Origin of the sequence: Dyadobacter sp., from assembly GCF_017744695.1 — a bacterium.
Classification (GTDB): Bacteria; Bacteroidota; Bacteroidia; order Cytophagales; family Spirosomataceae; genus Dyadobacter.
The window spans coordinates 249,331-273,242 of sequence record NZ_JAGIAS010000005.1 but is presented as its reverse complement, the minus strand read 5'-3'; the positions used below and the strand labels follow the sequence as shown (position 1 = coordinate 273,242).

The window sequence follows — 23,912 nt, the reverse complement described above, 5'->3', positions numbered from 1 at the left end:
CATGCAGCACCATCACGAAGAAGAGTTCCGCCTGCATACGCCCGAGTTCGATGAACTGCACCGGAAACTGGACCGCCGCCGCTTCCTTACCCAGACCTCCCTCGGCCTGGGTGCCATGGCCGTAGGATCGCTTTTCGGCCTCGACAGGCTGTATGGTCCTGCAACCCGCCAGGCAGCCGCCACAACCGGAGATTTGGAATCAGATATATTGAAAGCGTTGCCGCATATCGCACCCAAAGCAAAGCGGGTGGTGTATCTGTTCATGGCCGGCGGCCCCTCCCAGTTCGAAACATTTGATTATAAACCCAAGCTAATCCAAATGGCAGGCCAAAACCTGCCCGATTCGGTACGGAAAGGTCAGCGGCTCACAGGAATGAGCGCCAGCCAAAGCGTGCTCCCCATGGCTCCGTCAATCTACGGGTTCAACCAGCATGGAAAAACCCAAACCTGGGTCAGCGAGCTCCTGCCTTATACGGCCAAGGTAGTAGACGATCTCTGCATCGTCAAATCCATTTATTCCGAGGCCATCAACCACGACCCGGCCATTACCTTTTTCCAGACGGGCAATCAGCTCCCGGGTAGGCCGTCGATCGGCTCGTGGGTGAGCTACGGGCTAGGCACCGACAATAACAATTTACCTACATTCATCGTGTTGGTTTCCAAAAATGCCCCGAAAGACCAGCCGCTTTACGCACGCTTATGGGGAAACGGCTTTCTGGAATCACGCCACCAAGGTGTACAGTTCCGGTCTGGTAAGGACCCTGTGCTTTTCCTGAATAATCCGGAAGGTTACGACGGCCGCGACCGGAAGGAAATGCTTGACTATCTTTCCAAACTGAACCAGCTCCAAAACGACGCGTACGGCGATCCGGAAATCAATAACCGCATTGCGCAGTACGAGATGGCTTTCCGAATGCAAACCTCCGTACCCGATGTGATGGATACCTCCGCGGAGCCCGACGATGCTTTTGAACTTTACGGTCCCGATAGCCGCGACCCGGGCACCTATGCAGCCAACTGCCTACTCGCCCGGAAATTGCTGGAAAAGGACGTGAAATTTGTACAACTCTACCACCAGGGATGGGACCAGCATGGCGGCCTGCCAAAGGCTATTGCCCAGCAATGTAAAGCCACCGACCAGGCCACCGGTGCATTAATCATGGACCTGAAACGGCGCGGCCTGCTCGATGACACACTCGTGATCTGGGGCGGAGAATTCGGCAGGACTGTCTATTCGCAAGGAAAGCTCAGCGCAACCGACTACGGCCGTGATCATCACCCGCGTTGCTTCACGATGTGGATGGCCGGCGCCGGTGTAAAATCAGGGATCAGCTATGGTGAAACCGACGATTTCAGCTACAATATCATCAAAGATCCGGTGCATGTCCACGATTTCCACGCCACCTTGCTGCATTTGATGGGTGTCGATCACGAACGGCTGACCTACAAATTCCAGGGCCGGCGATTCCGGTTGACCGATGTGCACGGGAAGCTGGTGAAGGATATTCTGGTCTAGGTTCATATTCTGCTAAGCCAGGCAGAGCTCTACCGAAGTTTAATTAAGGTAAATGTAGTTTTTACAAAGAAGCCTTTGCCGAAAAAACCGGTTTTAATCGGGTAAACAATCTGATCGTAAGTACCAGGGCTGCGTGTCATCGCGCGGCAGAGGTTAGTCATTCCTCCGGCGCTCAATGTCAGCCGTTTCCATTTGACGCCCAAAGAAAGCGAAGCGCTCGGCATAAACCGTTTGTAGCCCAACGCATTCCAGTTCAGGAATTTCTTTGTGAGATGTTCGTTCATAAAATACCTCTTTTCACGGGCTGCAATCAGCCAATCTAACTCGCCTCCGGCATCGGCGAACAATGCGATTTTGGATGTCGGATTAATGTAATATCGCAACCCCAATCCAAACATACTCCAATAATGCTTTTCGTCTGTTTGTAATACCTCATTCATGGTACTACATTGACAAAGCATATTTTCGGGAACATCCTCTGTCACATATCTAATTTCTGTCATTGTAGCGAGATGAGGATTTATATGTTTTTCCATCCACAAGCCTGCCGACCACAAATAGTTTGTTTTGAAATTTGTCTCCCATCCTGGTGCCAACCTGGGTTGATCATAGTATTTCTTATCGTAAAAATTCCTGCCGGTGACAAAGGATACGCCCAAATCTAAACCTTTCAGGCCTTGGGCATTCACTGACTGATTGAAGTAAATTAGAATGGGAATGGCAATTGAGAGCGATACTACTTGTTTCATCTGTCAGTTTGTTAACGGAATTTTACTGCCGTAAATGCCGCTTTCACAAAAAAGCCACGCGACAATATTCCGGTTTTGATCGCGTAATGCACCTTGTTATGAATTCCTACGTCCCTGACTATCGTACGCGCCGCATGGGTATTTCCACCAAAACTTATAGCTAAGCGTTTCCATTTTGCACCGACGCTTAGCGACAGCTTAAGAGCGAAACGCGAATAGCCCATGGCATCCCAGTGAATATAATTTCTATCGCTAATTTTTTCCTTGGACGCGATTAGCCAATCGGCATCGGCTTTCCCATCGAAAAAAAGAGCTATTTGCGATTTCGGATTTAAATAATGTCTCAATCCTATTCCCAGCGAACTCCAGTAATGTTTCTCGTCCTGTAACCACGCTGATCCAGTGTGACTGCATTCACAAAACGTGTTGTTCGGAACATCAACCTCAGTATATCGAAGTTCCGCGAGACCGACCAAGCGGGGGTTTAGGCGCTTTTCAACCCACAAACCGCTTGCCCACAAATAATTCGATTTCAGTTTAGATTGCCTTCCAGGCGGGCGCTCCGGTTGATCATAATATTTTCTGTCATAAAAGTCTCTACCTGTAAAACCAGAAACTCCCAGCTCCCATTTGTTAATACTCTGGGCCTCAGCGATATGCACTAGCGAGATAATTGCCAGAATTCTTAAAAGCGATTTCATATTGGAATCCATTTAGGTCATTCTAGTATGAATTGTAATTTGTCAGTAATCCACCCCTCGTTCTCCATGCGCGAAAAATGTAAAAAGTATTTTCCACGAGGTAACGTGCATACGTCCAGCTCAATCCTGTTTCCTCCCTTCAAAGCCATGTCATCGAAAACTTCCTTAACCGCAATCGAACGCACCGGTTTCAACGAGTTCTCGGCATACAGTTCTAATTTGGCCTGCACGGATGCCAGCGATGCGGGGTTGGCAAATTCAATCGTAATTTTTTCCTTTGCTGGGTTAGGATAAGCTTTATAGTTTCCGAATTCCAGATAAAAGACAAAATCCTCCGCATAGTTACCACATGTATTAGTAGCGGTTACTTTTACCTGACGTAAGCCATCCGTCGAATTCGAGTACACGTACATTTGCGTCGTAGGATTGTTAGGCGTATATAAGTCAATTGTCATATTTCCCGAGCCAGCATAGTTGTTATAGTTGAAATTAGTGCCCGGGCTGGTTGAAGATGATGCGAGATTATAGCTTCCTCCCGCGCTTACAGGTGTCGTGCCTGTTACAACTCCGTTAACTGTTTTGATTAAGTTTGGACTACCTACCCAGATATTTCTTTTAACAGGAATCGTAGCACACGCATTTGGAACGGTAAGCGTGGCTTTGATGGTGGAAGGGCCGCTATATCCATTCTGGCGGGTTGCTAAATTACCATTCATTGAAAGTCCCGGGGGAGGCGGACCATGAGGTTCGGTATTCCGCTTGCTGATTTGTATATCCACTGCCGGCAACCGTCGAAACCAGTACACTAGGCGCCACCACATCCACCCGCTTGACTGGATAATTTGATCCGATCCACCTAGTGTCGTTAGATAACGACGCCCCCACCATTAGCACGGATGTAACATTTCCAGGCAACGGGGCAAAAAATGGTTGGCTATCGTTCCCGATAGAGCCGATAAGGACAGCACCTTTTCCGTTCCTTCCACTTGTTGACGCAGTCGTCAGAGCATTGACAATCGCATTATTAATTGGAATTGAACTTGGGTACAATGACCATGACATATTCAAAATATCCGCTCCCTCAACGGAAACTGCATGGTTGATGGCCGAAGCGACAAACTGGTCGACAGTTATGCTGCCCCCTGGCGCTGTACTAAGTGCTCTTATGGGAATGATCTTGCCCGTATAAGCCACACCAGTGACCCCAATTCCATTATTACCTGAGGCAGCGGCCAACCCAGCACATCTGGTTCCGTGCATATCTTCGCCAGCCACATGCCCCCCATTCGTCCCGCTATTTGTCGCATCAAAGCCCGGTAACATATTCCCAACCAAATCCGGGTGGTTGAGCTGCACACCATCGTCAATAATGGCAATTTTAATACTCGCACAACCAGTAGTCATGTCCCACGCAGCCGGCAAATTCATTTTAGCCAGTCCCCAGTTCGCAGCGTACAACGGATCGTTGGGCGTGTAATCAAAAAGGCCAGTTCGATTAAGAATTTCACAAATTGTCAACGGGTCGCTCAATACCGATGGACCGGCCAGATAAATGTTCACATCCGGTGCTACCCGGTTCGGGCGTACTTCCAGATTATTGGCATGGAAAACAGCTGCCAAACTGGCTTCGGAAACGCCATCCTTAGGTTTTGCAATAATCAAATCTGTAAAACCGGCGGACTCCTCCCCTTCCTGATTGAGCAGTAATGGATGCGCCAGCAGCACGTCGGGATGCTGCCTGAGTTGTGCGACGGTTCGACCCACTGCTTCCTTAGAGAGACTGGAAGCCAGCTCCAAAAACGCCATTCCGCTAATGCTTGGGATGGGCACCGCATTCGTTATCTGGTCCGGAAGACTTTCAGGTGTAATCGACAATGCGCGCGCAGGGTCTTTGAATTTGACCAACACCTTGGTCCTGCTGTACCAGATCGGGTACTCCTGACCATTCTGAACCCGACGCTCGTCTTGCGCCAATACATTGAACCAACTCACTAACAGGCAGAGGGATAAAAACTTTTTCACTAGTACTAAGCTTGGATGATGAATAAACCTATTTCTAAGGCATATTAAACCCAACTCAACCGTTCCACTCTATACGATTCTCAACTGGCACCTTTAAATATGCAATCGGCAAAATCACTTCCTCCGCAGTAGAGTATCCCGCCTCTTTCGTCGTCTTTCTTCTCGAAATGCATATCCCGATGAACCCCTTGAAAAACTACCTTCTCATTTATTCCCTACTGGCCGCTCCGATGCTTTCAATGGCTCAGCAAGCGAATGTGAATCTCGACTGGGCACCACAGAAAAATACCGAACAGCTGGTACCCTACGGAGGCAATGTCATCTCGCCGGAAGTGAAGGATGACCATACCGTCACATTCCGGCTGAAAGCGCCCGATGCGCAGAAGGTCGAACTGACGGGCGGGCCGATTCTGCTGGCCTTGAAAAGCAAAGCCAATATCCCTTTCACAAAAGACGGCGAGGGCCTGTGGACGCTGACGGTGGGACCGGTTGCGCCGAATATTTACGTGTACCGCTTGCTCATCGACGGAGTAGCGGTGGCTGACCCGAACAATACGCTCACAGGGACTTCGAACCAGCCCGGGTATAGCAATCTCGTCGTGCACGGGAGCGGGCCCGCCTATTACGACGCGCGTAATGTGCCGCACGGGAGCATTACAAGGCATATTTATCATTCCAATGTCCTGAACGGCGAACGTGAAATGTTTGTTTACACGCCGCCGGGCTACGACCCGAAGAAAAAATACCCGGTGCTGTACCTCCTGGGCGGCAGCGGAGAGCTGGCCTCGGGCTGGATGCTCGACGGGCGGGCCAATCTGATCGCGGATAACCTGCTGGCGGAGGGGAAAATCGTACCGATGATCATCGCTATGCCTAACAACCAGGTCATTCACCGCAACGATCCCAAGCACCTCGAAAAGACGTACAAGTTGTTTGAGGAAGAGCTGCGTAAACAGATTGTGCCATTCGTGGACACACATTACAGTACTGTAAAAGACCGGAAAGGACGTGCTATTTCCGGACTTTCAATGGGCGGCAGGCATACTCAAACCGTGGGTTTCAATGCAATAGACCTGTTCAGTTCGTTTGGGATATTGAGCGCCGGTGACCTAGAACCGGCGCAATTGAACCCGGCTTTTTTCAATGATCCTAAAATCAAGGACAAAGTGGACTACCTGCTTGTGGGCCTGGGTAGCGGAGAGCTGGATTTTGTAGGAAAAAGGTCCGCCGCGACGCACGCCGCATTGGATAAGGCCGGTATTAAACACGACTACTTCATCGGCGGCGAAGGCGCGCACGACTGGGGCACCTGGCGGTTGCTGCTGCATGATAAACTGCTGCCAAATTTATTCAAATGATTGAATGACCGAATGATTGAATGACTGAATATGAAGTTATTCAATCATTCAATCATTCAATCATTCAAAATTCACTCATTCACTCATTAACACCATGAGCTATTTCAATATCGACGCCGCCAAGACGCAAACTTTCGACGCTATTGTTGTGGGGACCGGGATCAGCGGGGGCTGGGCGGCGAAAGAATTAACTGAAAAAGGACTGAAAACCCTCGTGCTCGAACGCGGGCGAGATGTGAAGCATATTGTAGATTATCCCACCACGAATATGATGCCCTGGGAGTTCGAGCACCGCGGGTTGCCGCCGCTTGCCGTTCGGGAGGCTAGTCCTATGGCCAGTAAGCACTACATTTTCAGGGAGGACGCCATGCATTTCGTGGTGAAGGATTACGAACATCCGTATGTACAAGACCAGCCGTTCAACTGGATGCGCGGTTACCAGGTAGGCGGCCGTTCGCTGCTGTGGGCGCGGCAGACGCAACGGTGGTCGGATTACGATTTCGAAGGCCCCGCACGCGACGGCTTCGCAACCGACTGGCCGATCCGTTACAAAGATATTGCGCCCTGGTACAGCTATGTGGAGAAGTTTGCGGGTATTTCGGGGAATAAGGATGGCCTGCCACAGCTTCCCGACGGCGAGTTCCTGCCGCCGCACGAAATGAGTTGCGTCGAAAAGCATTTCAGCGACCAGACCGCGAAAAACTATAAAGGCACACGGCCGGTGATCATCGGACGCGCCGCGCATATTACCGATCCGCAGCCGATCCATACTCAGCAAGGCCGCGCCAAATGTCAGCACCGCAATATGTGCCAGCGCGGCTGCCCGTTTGGTGGGTATTTCAGTACGAATGCAGCTACGTTACCATGGGCGGAGAAAACGGGAAACCTCACATTGAGACCGCATTCGGTGGTGCATTCGGTGATTTATGATGAAAAGAAAAAGCGCGCTACGGGTGTGCGCGTGGTGGACGCGCAGACGAAGGAAATGACCGAGTTTTATGCGAAGATCATATTCATCAACGCCTCAGCCATTAATTCAAACCTGATTTTACTCAACTCCAAATCGAGCCGCTTCCCGAACGGGCTGGGTAACGACAGTGGCGTGCTTGGAAAGTTCATTGGTTTTCACAACTACCGCGGACGAGTAACGGCCGACTTCGATGGGTACCACGACCGCACCACCGACGGACGCCGCCCGAATGGCGCTTATATCCCACGGTTCCGAAACGTTTTCAAGCAGGAAACCGATTTTCTCCGTGGGTATGCCGCCTCGTTTTCGGCCACCAAAGTCGGGAATGCAAACGACGGCCTGGGGGAATCGCTGAAAGCGAGCCTCTTCGCACCGGACGAAAGCGGTTGGTCGCTCGGCGCACAAATGATGGGTGAGGTAGTTACCAAAGAGTCTAACTTCGTGACGCTGCATGAAAGCCTGAAAGACGACTGGGGCATTCCGCAACTACGCATGAATGTGTCGTTCGACGACAACGATATGAAAATGGTGAAGGATTTTTATACCGAGCTCAGCGAAATGCTCGATAAGGCCGGTTTCAAAAACATTAAAACTTCCGACACCCACCGCAACCCCGGCAGCGAAAACCACGAAATGGGCGGCGCCAGAATGGGCAAGGATGCCAAAACCTCACTGCTCAATAAATGGAACCAGATGCACCACGTCCCGAACGTATTCGTGACCGACGGCGCGTGCATGACCTCGACCGCAACACAAAACCCGTCGCTCACCTACATGGCGCTCACAGCGCGGGCAGCGGATTATGCGGTGAAAGAAATGCGGAAGGGGAATATTTGAGGAATGAATCGTCGGATGTAGTCAGGTATGGTCAGGAATAGTCATTCATAGCTGCAATAGGACAAACTACACCTGACCATCCCTGACAACACCTGACCATCTATTCATTATCTACTGCACATTAACCGCCACCGTCACATAATACATCCCTCCAACCGACGGCCCGCCGAGGAAGGAGACATAGTATTTGTTCAACAAATTGCTCGCGCCTACTTTGATCAGGCTTTTCAGCGCCGGAACGCGGTAGGTCACTTGTGCGTCGAGGCTGCTGTATGACGGCACGTTGCCGGTTACGAGGAATGTCTGCGAATAGTAGCCGGACTGCCATTTGTAAGAAACTGTGGCGTCCAGATGATCGAACAAATTCGTTCGGGAAACAGAGCCATTCCACATCCACTTGGGTGTATTGAAACCGTCTTCAAGGCCGTCCTGGTTTTCGGCGTTTTTCAGTTTCGCAAAGGTGGTATTAACTCCGAAAACCCATTTCTTCTCCAATTGGTAATTCAATCCTGCGCTGAAACCGTAGTTGTTGATGATCGAGCGTGAGTTGGTATACATGCGGTACTGCGCCTGGCGGGCCTTGTCGTACAGGTCGTGCGGGATAGTGACTGCATCGGTCGATACCGGTACATTCATGTTAGTCTGTGCTATAAAATTGCTATACCGGTTTAAATACAAATCCGCATTCACAAACAGTGCCCTATCGAAGAAAAGGCCTTTGTAACCGGCCTCCCAGGTTTGGGTATGTTCGGGTTTCACATAGGTGTACGGGTTCTTTTTCAGCAAATTCTTATTCTTTTCGATCGCGGCATCCTGCGTGAGGCTGTTCTGGTTAATATCATTCAAAACCGCCTGCTGGAAGGCAGTGATGGAGTTGGCGAGCCACGCGTTCTCGAAAATACCCTGCGACATCACCGGCAACCCTCCCACCCGTTTCACGCCGCCGCTGTTGACATTGCTGTACGCCTCGAAAATACTCGGAAAGCGGTAGCCCGTCTGGAACGAAACGCGGATATTGTGCTCATGTGCCGGGCTGTAAACCGCCGACAATCTCGGATTGAAAGTGGTCTTGAAATAATCGTTCTTATCCGCCCTGAGGATCACACCGAAACGTAATTTTTTCTGAAACAGATCCTTATTCAAAGAAACAAACCCACCTGTTTTGCCATAGGTAATGTTTTTACCATCTTTTCCGGGCTCGGGATTCACGAAATAATTGCCGTCGGGCACGATGATATAGGTCCGGTGGTCGGCACCAACGAGCATGTCGAGCTCGTATTTGTCTTTCCAGGATTTGAGGTACTTTTCAGTGAGGCTTACCTGCGCTTCGGCGTGTACAAAATCCGCCTTCACGCGCAATGCGGCACCTGCGTCCCAATTATTGATGTCCTGCAATTTTCGCAGCTGCACATTGAAAGCGTCCGTCCCGGGCAGGTAGCGGCCTACATCCGCAGCAGCGCGTGCTTGCCGCATGGCATCAGCTACCGCGGCCCCGCCGGTGATGGCATTATTGAAGCTCTTAGTAAAATCAGCATACCAGTCGTTGTCGGATTTATAGCTGCGGTCCATATTCTCGGCCATCGAGCGCAGATTGTAGGAGCGGCCGGTATTTTCGGAATTGACATACAATTTGGCCTGCACCGACGCCGACTGGTATTGAATGCCGTGCTGCTGCACCAGGTAGTTTTCGAGCCGGAACCGGTTGGCACGCTGGTATACATTGTCAAGAAGGCCAAAATGGTAGGTATAGGTCAACGTCGCGCCGGGCGCTATTTTGTAATAAAGGCCTACATCACCTTTGATATTCTCCAAATTATAATCGACCACCTCGGCTTCCTGGTAACCCGTCCGGCTCACCACGTAGCGTTTACCGCCGAGCGTGATCGTCTTCCTGTTGGAGCTTTCGTTGCCATATTTGTTGACAGGGTCGCTCGCCGGATTATCCGCGCCGAACAGCTGGGTGCTGCTATTGGCATTGCCATTCAGTTCGGTCTGGTCGGAGGCGATCCAGTCGTAGCCTTTTGTGAAGGCACCGTTGATCTTGAAAGCAAATTTGGGCGTGATGACTTTGGCAAAACGGACCGTTGTTTCGGTAAACGGCTTTGCCTTGCTATGGCTATCATGGAGGTGATTGGCAGCCGTTTTCTGCTGAATCGATAGCCCCTCGGAATTGAATGGATTTTTTGTAAAAAAATTGGCAAGGCCATTTACGGTATTCATCCCATACAAGGCCGACGCGGTACCGGGCAATAGTTCGATGCTGGCGATATCCAGGTCCGTAGGTCCCAGGGAGTTGCCGATCGCCCCGCCGATGTGCGGCGATTGCACGTCCATCCCGTCGGTCAGCTGCGCGAAGCGTACGTTGGTCGTATTCGAAAATCCTCTCGCATTCAGTACCTTGAACCCCATCGAAGGGGTAATCATATGCACGCCCTGTACATTTTCCAATGCGTCGAAAAACGACAACGCAGGTGAAAGCGATGTCGCTTTGGCGCTCACTTTTTGCACACTCACCGGCGACACGAGAATGCTTTCGCTCACCCGCGAAGCTGTCACAACGACCTCGTCCAGCGAGCGCGCCTTTAATGTATCAGGCTGGCTTTGGGCCTTTGCGGCAAGTGGAAGGAAGGAAATAAGTACAGTAAAAGCTTTGTTCATGAAGCGACGTTGCGTTATATCCGAATGGAAATATCGCAAAGTAAAGGAAAATCTCCTTTTAGCTCAATGTGAGCATTCGCTCATTTTTTGTAAAGTGTAGTGAGAAATTGGTACAAGTACCAAAATGGCAATTCCTGGCATGCGAGCTAATCGCAATGCAGAAATATTATGCTACCAAGATTACATCGCTATACCATTGTATTCGAATTCATTAACTGGTTACCAGCGCACCCAATCAAACACCTCTGGCCGGCGGCGCTGGCCCGAAGGAAGGAGGCTCCTACGGAGCCACATGACGCGGGGGCAATACGGTGGCTATAAACAGGTAGCCGCTCTGCGGCCTACGATTCGGATACCCGCTATTGAGTCATTCCCATTCCACGCCAAATCATCCCATCATCAATCGATCAATCATCATTCAATCACTCATTCAATCATTCACTCATTCCCCGTTCCACTGCGGATCATTCACCCATTCACCCATTCACCCATTCACTCATTCACTCATTCACTCATTCACTCATTCACCCACTAACCTTCTCAAACTCAAAACTACCCTTAATATGTCTGTTCAAAAACGTCCCCTTCGAGCCCGAGGCCTTCATGGCCTGGTACACTTCCCAGGGGACGTTTTTGTAATCATACACCATCCCTGAAACATATACGATGCGTAATGTCTGCTTCTCCTCGTTGTAGATCATCTGTGCAACGACTGTGGATGGCATGGTAGCATTTAGTTGAAATCATCCAGCTTCTCGCGGAGGTCGTCGATCGCTTTGGATGAAATGTTCGATTCCGTAAAAATAGATTTGACGGTGGCTTTGCTGCCATAAAGGCCGGTATTCGCCCGCACGTCGACGTCGAGCATGGCGCCGTTCACCGTCACACCGGCAAAAAGGCCCTTGGCGCGTGAATACGAATACACTTCCGCTTCCAACTTGTAATCCGTTGTAGCAGAAGCATTTTTACTCACCGGACCGGCCGCCACCGACACATCGCCACCGAGGGTATAGTCACCTTTTTCGATGTTCATCAGCGTTTTATCACTTTTAAACACCAATACCAGGTCCACTGCCTGCACGCCAATCTGCGCACCTACGCTCCCGCCGGTAATAGTCACAAACACCGGATCGCTCCACTCGCCGTCTTCACGTTTCACCATGGCGAGGCCTTTGCCGTGCTTGCCGCCGACGATGAGTCCGCCGTTGATCATCCTGGGAATGATGATGATACCTTTGGAGGCTTCGATCAGCTGCGCGGGGATTTGTATGCCGTTGAAATCACTCAGTACCGCCGTGGCGGCATTGATCTTATCTTCTTCTTTATTCTGTGCGAAAGAAGGGGCCGAAAACGCGAGTCCCAGCATAAGAATAGCCTGCGTTTTCATGGATTTTAAATTGTTGAGAAACATAAATGGATGGAATTAATGGGTATAAAAAAGTACTTCAAGGATCGTGCCCGTCAGCGCCAGCAACCGGTATTCATACGATAGAAACCTGCGTCCGGACATCAACAAGCCGTCATCCGCAACTTTTAACGCAACACTGCGCCATTTCTGATTCGTTGGTATGATTTTGATGACAGAATTACCGGAAACAATGTCAATCCCAATCACATTTACTATGGATGCCAAAGCAATCAGTCTGAGCGAAACCGACGTAAAACCCGTTGTAGACCTGTTGAATGACTACCTCGCCAACTACCATATCCATTACCAGAAACTAAGAGGTTGCCACTGGAACATCAAAGGGCAAAACTTTTTTACCCTGCATGTGAAATTCGAAGAATTGTACACCAACGCGCAGGAAACGATCGACGAAATCGCGGAACGCGTACTGACGCTCGGCAAGCCGCCGCACAGCCGTTTTGCGGATTACATCAACGAATCGGAGATCAAAGAAATCAATACGATCGGTATGAAAGACCTCGACATGGTGGACGCCGTGCTTGACGATTTCAGCAAGCTCATCGCCCTCGAGCGCGAGCTGCTCACCGCCACCGAAGAAGCCGGCGACGACGGTACCAACGATATGGTGAACCGCTTCATGCAGTTCAAAGAAAAGAATACCTGGATGCTGCGCTCCTTTGCCGGGAAGAAATAAATGAAACCTATGCACACCCTGGGCCGCGTTCTGGAATAGAGCGCGGCTTTTTTGCGCATTGCATTTTGCCCGGGATTGGTTTATTTGCGGTAATTCTCAATGCTTCTTACGACATGCGCTCCATCCCCGAATTCAAAATCGGTCCGATTCCCTTGCTCTCGGCGATCCGCTTCGCACGAGACCCGCTGCGCTTTTTACGACTAGGCTTCGACAAATGCGGCGATACGTTCAGGATCCGGCTGTTCAGGGAATTTATTGTGACGCGTGATCCCGCCTTTTTCCGGCATGTGCTGCAACAGCACCATAAGAATTTCAAGAAGGGAAACTCGGTCAAAATGCTCAGACCCGTGCTCGGTAACGGGCTCGTGATCAGCGACGGCGATTTCTGGTTGAGACAAAGAAGGCTCGTACAACCTGCATTCCACCGCGAGCGCCTGCTGGAACTGTTTATCACGATGGGTGAACTTACGGCCGCATTCATCGAAGAACTCGAACAATTCCGGGGGAAAGCAGCCATCGATGTGGATGCCAAAATGATGGGCATTACTTCCGACATCGCGCTCAAAACGTTGTTTGGAAATATGAATACCGAAGACAAGGAGCAGATTTACAGGCAGGTAAGCCGCACACAAACCTACCTGGTCACGCGTGTACGCAAACCATACCGCCTGCCGCTGATGGCCGTTAACGGCGAGGACCGCCGCTTCAAATCCGACCTGGCGTATTTCAACAGCCTGGTTTACGACTTTATACGAAAACGTCGCTTGTCCGGCGAGACGCCCAACGATCTGCTCCAACTATTGCTCGACAGCATAGACGAAGAAACCGGTGAGCAGATGAACGATGAACAGATCCGCGACGAGGCGATCACCATGTTCGCGGCCGGGCACGAGACCTCGGCGACCGGGCTCAGCTGGTTGCTTTGGGAGTTGTCAGCCCAGCCGGAGATTGTGGCAAGGATACGGAAGGAAAGTGAAATTTTTGACACTGTACCCGGTTTCGAGCAGCTTATTCAAATGCCTTACACCCGGCAGGTAGTCGAAGAAGGCCTTCGCCTGTACCCGCCCGCGTGGACGATGACACGGGAAAGTACCGTCGATCAGGAAATAGAAGGTTATGGTATTCCAAAAGGAAGTTCGGTATTCATGTCGATCTTCGAGTTGCACCGGAACCCGAATCTCTGGGAAAATCCTACTGCATTCGACCCCGAAAATTTCCAGGCCGAAACCGTCAAAAACCGGGCGAAATTCAACTACCTGCCATTTGGCGCGGGGCCACGGATCTGCATCGGGCAGCAATTTGCCCTGATGGAAATGCAGCTGGTACTGGCCGCGCTGGTCAAGCGCTTCGACTTCGTGCGTGAGCCCGGTTCCAGCGTGGGAATGCACCCGCAAATTGTTTTAAAATCGACCAACGGTATTAAATTGTACACCCGATAAGCCGACACTGAACGAATTTTATGCACGAATCCATTATTCTCTACCTGTCACTGGTGGTAGTGATCATGTTCCTGGTCATGCTGGCACAGAGGATCAAAATCGCTTACCCGATCGTACTCGTTCTCGGCGGTCTCGTACTGAGCCTTATTCCCGGCCTGCCGTCGGTAGAGATTGATCCCCAGCTGATATTCCTGATTTTCCTGCCGCCGCTGCTCTATGAAGCAGCGTGGCAGACGTCCTGGAAAGATTTCTGGAAATGGCGGCGGGTGATCGGTTCGTTTGCCTTCATTATCGTGATATTCACCTCGTGCGTGATCGCGTACGTATCGCAGACACTCATACCCGGGTTCACGCTCGCGCTGGGCTTCCTGCTGGGCGGTATCATCTCGCCACCCGACGCGGTAGCTACCACTTCCATTTTGCAAAATGTAAAAGTACCCAAGCGCCTGATTACCATAGCCGAAGGCGAAAGCCTGCTGAACGACGCATCGTCCCTGATCGTCTTCCGTTTCGCATTGGTAGCGGTGGCTTCCGGGAGTTTCGTCCTTACCGAGGCCATCGGCAGCTTTTTCCTGGTAATCGGTATGGGCTTTGCGATTGGCCTGGGCATAGCGCTCATCTTTTACGCCATCCTCCGCTGGCTCCCGACCACGCCGAGCATCGACACGATCATGACCTTCGTAGCGCCCTATGCGATGTATATCGCGGCAGAGGAATTTCACTTTTCGGGCGTAATTGCCGTCGTCACCGGCGGGCTGTTCCTTTCTCGTAACCAGCACAGCATTCTGAGCCATTTGAGCCGCATTCAGGGCATTAACGTCTGGTCGACAGTCGGTTTTGTGCTGAATGGCATCGTCTTCATGCTTATCGGGCTCGAACTGCCGGTGATCATCCAGGGCTTTGGTGAGGCTTCGCTCGGCCAGGCTATTAGGTATGGGCTGATCATTTCGGCGGTCGTCATTGTTACCCGCATTGCGAGCACGATAGGCGCATCCGTTTTCACGGTGTTCATCAGCCGTTTCATCAAAACCGCCGACAGTAGCCCAGGGTACCGGATGCCCATTATTTTCGGCTGGGCCGGTATGCGGGGCGTGGTATCGCTCGCTTCTGCATTGTCAATCCCGTTACTGCTCGACAATGGACAGCCGTTCCCCCAACGGAATATGATCCTGTTCATTACGTTTGTCGTAATACTGGTAACCCTTGTTTTCCAGGGCCTTACATTACCATTGGTCGCCAAATGGATGCAGGCCGAAGACCGCGACTACGAAATACCCGCCCACGAACAGGATGTGATCATCCGCAGGAAGCTCTCTGCGGCTTCGCTGGATTTGCTCAATACAAAATATGCCAGGGAAGTTGGTGACAACGAGCTCTTACAGAGCTTGAAATCCAAGTTGGAAAGCGACATTGGTTTTCTCGAACACGTGCGCAATCCGGAGGTCGGTCATGCAGGGCACGCATATATCAGCCGCTTCCAGGAAATCAACAAGGAGCTTCTTGATCACAAACGGCACATTCTGCACCAGTTCAACAAAAAAGAAACTTACGAAGAAGAAATCATCCGCCAGCACCTCGCCCAGCTAGATTTGGAGGAGGAGAAGGTACGGCAGCAGTTTTTGCATATTGAGTAAATCGCGTTGGAAAGGGGAAACTGGTCGGATACTGTCATATATTGTCAGGTGTGGTCAGGTGTGGTCAGGAATAGTCAGATGTTGTTTTACCTAATGCAACTATTAATGACCTTTCCTAACCACACCTGACAACCAATGACTATTAATGACCTTTCCGGACAATACCTGACAACCGATGACTATTAATGACCTTTCCGGACAATACCTGACAACCAATGACCATTAATGACCTTTCCGGACAATACCTGACAACCAATGACCACTCCTGACCACAAATTACCCTAACACGCGCTCCCCTACCGGCAACACCGCTGCTACCATTTTCTGCTTACCGCTGTCGCGGTCGAAGAAATAGTCGAGGCGACCTAAGTTAATCCCCGCGAAACCGACCTGATTGATGGTCGTTACCTTGCCGTCGAGGTTGATGATATTTTCCGGCTCTTTCATGAAGGTGTGCGTATGGCCACCGATGATAAGGTCGATGTTACGTGTGGATTTGGCCAGGATCTGGTCCGACACTTTGTTTTCCTTGTATTTATATCCCAAATGCGAAAGGCAGATCACGAAGTCGCAATGCTGCTCATTTCTTAGTAACGAAGCCATTTCGTTAGCCTTGGTAATCGGGTCAAGGTAAACGGTTTCGAGGTAGTTCTTCTTGTTGACCAACCCTTCCAGCTCGATACAAACCCCGAAAACGCCGATTTTAAGCCCTTGCTTTTTGAATATTTTATAGGGCAGCGTCCTGCCTTTCAGTTCGGTGTTGCTAAAATCATAATTACTGACCAGAAAAGGGAAATTCGCGTGCGGAAGCTGCTTCGCGAAACCGGCAATGCTATTGTCAAAATCATGGTTGCCCATTGTCGCAGCATCGTACCCCATCTGGCTCATAATCGTCAATTCGAGCTCTCCGCCATACAAATTGAAATACGGCGTTCCCTGAAACACGTCTCCCGCATCCAGCAAAAGCACGTTGGACTGCTCGGCACGGATTTGCTTCACCAATGCCGCCCGCCGCGCCACGCCGCCAAGCCCCTGGTTGCGGGAGCCGTCCATCGGGAACGGATCGATGCGGCTGTGCACGTCGTTGGTGTGGAGAATGGTCAGGTGTACCACCGAATCCCGTTTGGCAAATGCCGGCACCGAGCCCAAACCCAATGCAGCCGCAGCCAGGCCGCCTTTTCTGAGGAAATCCCTCCTATTTATCTGAAACAATTCTTCCATCGAGTTGAGCGGTTATTTTTTTACCCTGGCGCGTCAGATCACTGATATTTTCGAACAATGCTTCCCTTACTTTCTGATTGATCTCCCGGCGTTCGAGCGGGTTACGAAGGCATTCGAGCTCGTCGCCTCCATCGGCCAGGTAGTCATAGGTAAGCAGGTTATAGGTTTTGTTAATGTCAAACGGCTCGCCGCCGATCGTGACGTCGTAGGCTTTATTATCCTTGATTTTCATGCGAATGCCCGCCACCGGTTCGCCGTCTTTCCGGGCAATGAAATCGATCACCTGCTGTACATTCGGCCCCGACAGTTTCAGCACCACCATTTCATTTTCAAACGGCATCAGTTCAAAAACGTGGGAAACCGTAATGTTCCCTTTCGGGAAAGTAGTGCGCAACCCGCCCTTGGTTGCCAATGTGAACTGGATGGAAGGATCTTTCTTCAAACCTTCTTTGAGCATCGCATCGGCAAAGAAATTACCCATGAGCGTTTCCGGGTCCGAGGGCTTGGTAAGCGCCTGTTCGGTCTGCCCCACGATCCGGTTCATTTCGGCCTGCATTTTATCCTTATACGGCTGATAGTACCGAATTATAGCAGAATCGGCACCGACCTGCTGGTCGATGCCGTACTGTTTGTATTCGCTTTTGGAAACGGTGAGATGCTTCTGGCAGGAGGCCATCAGGCAGAGGCCCGCAAGCAATATTGCACCCGATCTGAAAGGAGTTTTCATAGTGTAATTTAAAAACCTGAAATTACATCTGAAACTCCGTATTTCCTGCTACCAGCCGTCATTCTGACGCAGATTCGGGTTTGCGTCGATCTGCGACTGCGGTATGGGATAAAGTTCGAGGCGCGGCGAATAGGGCACCAGCACATTGTCGACAATCTGGTCGTCGGTCATTGCGGCCCGCTCTTCTTGCAAAGTACCCCAGCGACGGATATCGAACACGGTATTAAACTCCCCGCTCAGTTCCAGCCTGCGTTCGGTACGGATGGCTGCACGCAACGCGGGTACGCCTGCCGCCTTGGACGGCGCCGCCTTCGCACGGGCGCGGACGCGGTTGAGCAATGGCAATGCCTCTGCTGGTTTTCCTGTTTCGACCAGCGCTTCCGCGAGCATTAAGAGCACATCCGAAAACCGCATTTCGATCAGATCCGCGCTATACCCCTGCACAGGCGCTCCCGCTGGGCGCGCCTCACGCGCCAGCTTCCCGAAGGCGATACCATATTTGAAATCATCATGCGAAAACGGCTCTTTGGTCCGCTGATTCAGGTAATGCGAGGTAGCCGGATCATAAATAATGCTGTCACCCGGCTCCGCCCCGGCACGGGCCCCGCCGGTGAATGCATACCTGGAAACCAGGGTGTAATCACGCCTCGTATCCGTTTTGTCAAACAGTTTGTAATAATCATATGTCAACCCGTAGTTGGTCTGCTCATCGCCATTCACCAGGCCCGACGGGAACAAGTGGAACGGCAATATGTTCCCATTCTGGTTTGAAGGATTAACAAAATACCCGAACGATAGCACGATCTCCCGGTTGCGCTCATTGGCCAATGCGAATACATCGGCGAAGTTGGGCAGCAGTTCCATATCATACTTTTCCTCATTCACCGCCCCCACGAGTTCGCTCAGCTTTTCGACTGCCTTTTGATAGTTTTCCGTTCTGTTCAAAGGCTTGCCGGCCATAGTGAGATACACCTTCCCCATCAGCGCTTTTACCGTACCGGCTGAAACACGTCCCAGCTCTGCCCCGCCGCGTGAATCCGGGAGGATCGTTTCGGCAAATGCCAGATCGGCCAGAATCGCTTCGTACACCTCCGCGTCCGTCGCGCGGGGTGCGAAAATGAGATCCTTGTCTTCAAATGACCCGACTTCCTTCAATATCAACGGTACGCCGCCGAAAAGTCTCACCAGGTTGAAGTAGGCATAAGCCCGCAGCACGCGCGCCTCCGCTATGTAAGGGTCCGCTTCCTCCTCCTCACCGGGAACTGCCAGTTTCGCATTATCGATCACAGTGTTAGCGCGGTAAATGATCTTGTAAAACCGGGCCCATACCGATTCGAATGCACCCGAAACCGGTGTGTGCGCGAAACGGTAGTACGGATCCGCCCCGGACCCGAGAATTCCGGCCGTCGCATACCGGTGCCCGGATTCAGCAAGGACAAAACGGTTGTAAATATCGGAATGGTCGGTGGTGGTCCAGGCCTGGTACACGCCGATCGTCGCCTGGTTCAGGCCGTCCTCATCCTTGAATGCCACATCCTTGCCCAGCGAGGAATAGGGCGATTCGTCGAGGTTATCCTTGCAGGACATAATGCCCAGCAAGGCCAGCAGCATTACGGTTATCTTGATATGTATTTTCATGTTTTCAGAGACATTGGTCAACACTAGAAATTGCAGGAGAATCCGATGGTGTACGACCGCTGCGCAGGATATGCACCGTAGTCGATGCCCTGTTGCAACAGCGATTGTGCATAGGAACTCACCTCAGGGTCGAAGCCCGAGTATTTGGTCAGGGTCCAGAGGTTGGTACCCGTCACAAAAAGGCGAGGGTTCTGGATCGGGCCGAGTTTGGGGAACGTATAGGAAACGGTCAGCATTTTCAGGCGGGCAAAACTACCGTCTTCCAGCATCACCGAGTTGATATCCCCCGAGGCGATCCCGCGCTGCACACCCGGATATTTGGGGTTATTATGCGGCTTGGCTTCGGTGTAGCGATGCTGGAACCACTCTTCCGACTGGTTGAACCCTACCCCACCGTAATCGACGACACCATTGCTGATGTAAAACCGCGTGAGGTTCAGCACGTCATTCCCGACCGAACCGGTAAACAATGCATTCACCGCGAAATTCTTCCAGGTGAAGTCATGGCTCCATCCGAACGTAAAGTCCGGCGTGGATTTGCCGAGCACTACCCGGTCATCAGCTGTAATGATACCGTCGCCATTGATATCCGAATATTTCCAGGCGCCGTAAAGCGGGCTCCCTTTCGATCCCGCCGGCGCCGGTCCTTCGAACGTAGCGAATTTCGGGTTGCCGTTGGCGTCGAAATCATCCTTCTGGCTCAGCCCATCGACCCGGTACCCAAAAAACTGCCCTACTTCCTGCCCGGGAATCAGAATCCCCGAAACCCCTCCCAGCAAGTTACCATTGATGCTCACGTAATCCGGCTGGGTACGGTCGCCCAGGTTGACCAGCGTATTCACGTTTCTCGAAATATTGACACGCGTCGAATAGCTCACATTCTTTTTCTGAATGATATTCCCCTGGATACTCAACTCGACCCCACGGTTCCGCATAGTTCCGTAGTTGTCGATGATCGTTCCCACACCCGCCTGAGTAGGCACCTTGCGCGGTTGCAACAGGTCGGAGGTGACCTTATTATAATAGTCAAAACTCAGCACGATCCGGTCCTTGGCCGCATTGAAATCCACCCCGACGTTGAACTGCTTCGTCCGCTCCCACGAAAGGTTCGGGTTGGCGATAGTATTCGGAAACACGCCGGTATTGATTACGGCCCCGTCGCCACCCGGCCCCATTTCATAGAAACCCGAGCTATACAGCGAAAGCGACGAGTAAGGCGCAATGGCCTGGCTGCCTGTTTCACCATAGGAAGCCCTGAATTTGGTATTCGTGATGAACGTCACCCCCTTCATAAACTCCTCCTGGTCGAGGTTCCAGGCCAATGCGACCGCCGGGAAAATACCGTACTTTTTATTGGCCGCAAATGCAGAGGCACCGTCGGCACGTACTGAGGCATTCAACACATACCTTCCTTTAAAAGAGTAGTTCGCGCGCAGGAAGCCCGATTGCAGAATGCGCTTCTCTTTGAACGATCCGATCACCTGCGATGACGCGCTGCCAATGTTGTCCACACCGAAAAACGGCACATCGAAGCCTGATGAGTTGGTGTTGAGGAATTCAACAGTCTGGTCGTTATATTCCACACCCAGGGTAGTATTGAGGTAATGGTTCTTTCGGAAAGTCTTTTCGTATTGGAGATACGAGTTGAAGTTATAGCTATACGTATTGGCCGTATTGTTGCTGCCTTTCCCTTTCACCTGATTACCCTCAGCCGTCGACGGCGGCAGGAATACCTTGCGGCGCGTGAGGTTCTGGTTACCCGCAAGGCTCACGACCAGTTGCAGGCCATTAGCGATTTTGAAGTAGTTCTCGATGTTGAGGATGGAATAATCGCTCTGCGTCACATCGGTTTTCGCCATCAGCTCATTATAGGGATTGGAAAAATAATAACCCTGATAGTTAGGTATACCCAAACTATTGTTACCCAGGTAATCGAGCTCCAGAGTAGGCGCTGCACGCAGACCGTCCATAAGCCCGCCCGAGCTCGGCCACGCACGTGAAGCGGTCACTGCGCGATTGGTTTTCTGGCGGGAAAAGGAAAGCTGCCCTTTGACGGTGTACCAGTTATTGATTTCATTATTCACATTAACGCGTAAGCTCGCCCGGTCGTTGTTCGAATTGATGATCGTTCCCTTGTCTTTCAGGTAGTTCCCTGAAATGTAATACGACGACTTAGGGCTGCCCCCCGAGAGACTCAGCGTAATATCCTGCCGGAAACTTGGTTGTGTAATGGCATCCACCCAGTCCGTATTTGTCAAAGTGCTGTCCAGGTTTTCGAAGGGCGGATTGCGGTTCGTAACACGGAAGCTTTCGTTGATCACCTCCGCATACTGCCGCGAATTCATCATCCGGATCGGATTGGCGACCTGGCCAAAGGATGTCTTGTTAACGAGCTCCACGCGGCCCTCGCCCCGCCTGCCCGATTTCGTCGTGATCAGGATCACCCCATTCGCACCGCGAGAGCCGTAAATCGCTGTCGCAGAAGCATCTTTGAGGATTTCCATACTCTCGATATCATTCGGATTAATACCGTATAATCCATTTTGCGTATAGGATCCATAGAAGTTAGTTCCTGCCTCGCGGTAAGGAGGCATCGGGAAACCATCGATCACGTAGAGCGGCTCGTTATTCCCGCTCAGTGAGTTGTTACCGCGTATCCTCACTACCGCCGAAGCACCCGGCTCGCCCGAACTTTCCACGACCTGAACACCCGTTGCGCGCCCCTGAATCGCCTGGTCGATCGTGTTAATCACCGCCGACTTGTATTCCTGGGAAGCTACCCGTGAGGTCGAGCTGGCCAGGTCACGCTTGCTCTGCGCGCCATATCCGACCACCACGACTTCTTTGAGTGCCTTGGCTTCGGGAATGAGCTGCGCATTGTAGGTACTAAGGCCGGTGATGGGTACTTCCTTCGTCGTAAAGCCGACAAAGCTGTACACCAGTATGCCGCCCTTTGCAGGAACCTTCATCTGAAAGGAACCGTCAGGCTCGGTAATGGCCTGAATCTGGGTGCCCTTTACCAAAACCGCCACGCCGGGCATTCCTGCGCCCTTTTCGTCTTTCACCACGCCTTTGATGTCACGCGCGTCGGGGCCGGCGTCCGTGGTTCCTGCCGGTTTCTGTGCCGTGGCTGAATCCGGCGTGGCATTCTGCGCCGGCTGCGTGGTGTTTGCATTGCCGGTCTGGGCCGGTTTGGCAGTACTGTCAGGTTTGCTTAGTGAATCTTTTTGAGGAGTTGGCTTGTTCAGCGGGTCGAAGTTCTGCGTGGGTTTCACCAATGGTGAGGAGGAGGATTTGGAAGCAGAATCGGTGGTATTTTGAGGCTTGGGGAGGGTATCGGAGGCCGGTCGGCGTGATGCAGGATCAGGTTTCGGGACCGGTGTGAGCGTATCGGGCTTGGTCTTTCGGGTTGAATCCGGCCCGGCCTGCTGCGCGTGACTTCGGGATATCGGGCCGGAGAACAGTAACAGAAAGAAACCGATCCTCAGGAAAATGAGCGGGACCGAACATGGTACAGGCCCATTGACTCGTTGAGTTTTTCTCATATCAATCTTGGCTAAGTGACGGGCCAATGCCCGGAAAATTATGTTGATTAGCCAGTGCCAGACAAAAACCATACCGTTATGTTCCCCGAAGTGATAAAACAGTCACTCCCGGCGACTACATGACTTCTACAAATAGACCTAAAAATACATTTACATCACTAACCTTTGCAACTATATGAACGAAGCGTCGGTGACAGCCTGCTGCATTGCAAATGTCTACTTGATCGTAATTTTTCAAATATCTATCAAACGCGTCCTATTATTTTTGGAAACATCCTGCTTACGATTACATTTGTCAAAACGCCCACACGGGGCGGATTTGAATTTTGCCTAGTTTTAAGGAGTGTAAAAAACCAACTTCGACCATGCGCCAGGAACAACTGCTAACTGCCGACTACATTGAGTCTCAGATCGGAAACGTAATCGAATACTATATCCGTTGGGAATTTGAAGAAGATCCTTTTTACGGGAAAGCCCGGATCAAAGGTCTGGTAGACGACGAAGCAGGCGGGTTGAAGATTATCTGTGATGTGATCGAAGGAAGCGATCTCGAACTGGCTTACGAACAGGAGGAAGTGTTCATGTACTCCGACCATCACCCGATCTACACTGGCCAGCTCCCGGAGATTTATTCAGCCAACTGGGTAAATACCGACGGCAAAAAGAAAAAGCAGATTTTTATCGCACCACCCAACGAAAACGCCAAGGAGTTCGCCATTTCACAGACGAATAGCAAGGTAGTGGTTAAGCGGATATATTAATGATTAAATGAGTGAATGAGTGAATTGGTCTAAG

The 23,912-nt window shown here is 51.3% G+C and carries 18 protein-coding genes; 7 read left to right on the top strand and 11 right to left on the bottom strand.

Features of this window, described 5'->3' with window-relative positions:
• Nucleotide 1: 1 nt before the first annotated feature.
• Complete coding sequence (locus tag J7619_RS19535; protein WP_291202352.1) at nt 2–1,516, top strand: DUF1501 domain-containing protein; 1,515 nt, start codon at nt 2–4, stop codon at nt 1,514–1,516.
• A gap of 29 nt (nt 1,517–1,545) precedes the next feature.
• Here J7619_RS19535 and J7619_RS19530 read toward each other — a convergent pair whose 3' ends face one another.
• Genes J7619_RS19530 through J7619_RS19515 form a run of 4 tightly spaced genes read right to left on the bottom strand, consistent with a single transcriptional unit; the run spans nt 1,546 to nt 4,988 of the window.
• Nucleotides 1,546–2,265 (bottom strand): hypothetical protein, encoded by a 720-nt coding sequence (locus J7619_RS19530; protein WP_291202349.1) that lies wholly within the window; start codon nt 2,263–2,265, stop codon nt 1,546–1,548.
• An 11-nt stretch (nt 2,266–2,276) separates the two neighbouring features.
• On the bottom strand, nt 2,277–2,966 hold the full coding sequence (locus J7619_RS19525) for a hypothetical protein (protein WP_291202346.1): 690 nt from the start codon (nt 2,964–2,966) through the stop codon (nt 2,277–2,279).
• Between the two features lie 17 nt (nt 2,967–2,983).
• Nucleotides 2,984–3,682 carry a hypothetical protein gene (locus J7619_RS19520; RefSeq protein WP_291202344.1) on the bottom strand — a complete coding sequence of 233 codons (699 nt, stop codon included), beginning with the start codon at nt 3,680–3,682 and terminating at the stop codon, nt 2,984–2,986.
• A complete protein-coding gene (locus tag J7619_RS19515; RefSeq protein WP_291202341.1) occupies nt 3,672–4,988 on the bottom strand; it encodes a S8 family serine peptidase in 1,317 nt (438 codons plus the stop codon). The genes J7619_RS19520 and J7619_RS19515 overlap by 11 nt, the downstream gene beginning before the upstream one ends.
• A 179-nt stretch (nt 4,989–5,167) precedes the next feature.
• Between J7619_RS19515 and J7619_RS19510 the strand changes: the two genes are divergently transcribed.
• Both J7619_RS19510 and J7619_RS19505 read left to right on the top strand, forming a co-directional pair.
• A complete protein-coding gene (locus J7619_RS19510; RefSeq protein ID WP_291202338.1) occupies nt 5,168–6,346 on the top strand; it encodes an esterase in 1,179 nt (392 codons plus the stop codon).
• 94 nt (nt 6,347–6,440) lie between these two features.
• Nucleotides 6,441–8,153: a GMC oxidoreductase gene (locus tag J7619_RS19505; RefSeq protein WP_291202335.1), complete on the top strand. Its 1,713-nt coding sequence runs from the start codon at nt 6,441–6,443 to the stop codon at nt 8,151–8,153.
• A 111-nt stretch (nt 8,154–8,264) separates the two neighbouring features.
• Here the strand turns inward: J7619_RS19505 and J7619_RS19500 are convergent, their stop codons facing one another.
• From J7619_RS19500 to J7619_RS19490, 3 genes are all read right to left on the bottom strand, one after another.
• The gene (locus J7619_RS19500) at nt 8,265–10,811 is read right to left on the bottom strand and encodes a TonB-dependent receptor (protein ID WP_291202332.1); all 2,547 of its coding nucleotides are present in this window, start codon (nt 10,809–10,811) and stop codon (nt 8,265–8,267) included.
• Between the two features lie 524 nt (nt 10,812–11,335).
• Nucleotides 11,336–11,536: a KTSC domain-containing protein gene (locus J7619_RS19495; RefSeq protein ID WP_291202329.1), complete on the bottom strand. Its 201-nt coding sequence runs from the start codon at nt 11,534–11,536 to the stop codon at nt 11,336–11,338.
• A gap of 8 nt (nt 11,537–11,544) precedes the next feature.
• On the bottom strand, nt 11,545–12,198 hold the full coding sequence (locus J7619_RS19490) for a lipid-binding SYLF domain-containing protein (protein ID WP_291202326.1): 654 nt from the start codon (nt 12,196–12,198) through the stop codon (nt 11,545–11,547).
• Between the two features lie 235 nt (nt 12,199–12,433).
• On the opposite strand from J7619_RS19490, the gene J7619_RS19485 reads away from it, so the two are divergent.
• The 3 genes from J7619_RS19485 to J7619_RS19475 all read left to right on the top strand — a co-directional run bounded on the left by J7619_RS19485 (nt 12,434) and on the right by J7619_RS19475 (nt 15,986).
• Nucleotides 12,434–12,913: a Dps family protein gene (locus J7619_RS19485; RefSeq protein ID WP_291202323.1), complete on the top strand. Its 480-nt coding sequence runs from the start codon at nt 12,434–12,436 to the stop codon at nt 12,911–12,913.
• A gap of 113 nt (nt 12,914–13,026) precedes the next feature.
• Entirely contained in the window at nt 13,027–14,352 is a 1,326-nt protein-coding gene (locus tag J7619_RS19480; RefSeq protein WP_291202320.1) for a cytochrome P450, read from the top strand.
• A gap of 20 nt (nt 14,353–14,372) precedes the next feature.
• Nucleotides 14,373–15,986 carry a Na+/H+ antiporter gene (locus J7619_RS19475; RefSeq protein WP_291202317.1) on the top strand — a complete coding sequence of 538 codons (1,614 nt, stop codon included), beginning with the start codon at nt 14,373–14,375 and terminating at the stop codon, nt 15,984–15,986.
• 276 nt (nt 15,987–16,262) lie between these two features.
• Here J7619_RS19475 and J7619_RS19470 read toward each other — a convergent pair whose 3' ends face one another.
• From J7619_RS19470 to J7619_RS19455, 4 genes are read right to left on the bottom strand one after another with little or no spacing between them, the layout of a single operon-like run.
• Nucleotides 16,263–17,207 (bottom strand): bifunctional UDP-sugar hydrolase/5'-nucleotidase, encoded by a 945-nt coding sequence (locus J7619_RS19470; protein ID WP_291202314.1) that lies wholly within the window; start codon nt 17,205–17,207, stop codon nt 16,263–16,265.
• Nucleotides 17,182–17,934, bottom strand: a complete 753-nt coding sequence (locus tag J7619_RS19465) for a 5'-nucleotidase C-terminal domain-containing protein (RefSeq protein ID WP_291202311.1) — start codon at nt 17,932–17,934, stop codon at nt 17,182–17,184. Before J7619_RS19465 ends, J7619_RS19470 begins: the two co-directional genes overlap by 26 nt.
• 48 nt (nt 17,935–17,982) lie before the next feature.
• A complete protein-coding gene (locus J7619_RS19460) occupies nt 17,983–19,572 on the bottom strand; it encodes a RagB/SusD family nutrient uptake outer membrane protein (protein ID WP_291202308.1) in 1,590 nt (529 codons plus the stop codon).
• Nucleotides 19,573–19,595: 23 nt separating this feature from the next.
• Nucleotides 19,596–23,117 carry a SusC/RagA family TonB-linked outer membrane protein gene (locus J7619_RS19455; protein WP_291202305.1) on the bottom strand — a complete coding sequence of 1,174 codons (3,522 nt, stop codon included), beginning with the start codon at nt 23,115–23,117 and terminating at the stop codon, nt 19,596–19,598.
• A gap of 365 nt (nt 23,118–23,482) precedes the next feature.
• Between J7619_RS19455 and J7619_RS19450 the strand changes: the two genes are divergently transcribed.
• The gene (locus J7619_RS19450) at nt 23,483–23,878 is read left to right on the top strand and encodes a hypothetical protein (protein WP_291202302.1); all 396 of its coding nucleotides are present in this window, start codon (nt 23,483–23,485) and stop codon (nt 23,876–23,878) included.
• Nucleotides 23,879–23,912 lie beyond the last annotated feature (34 nt).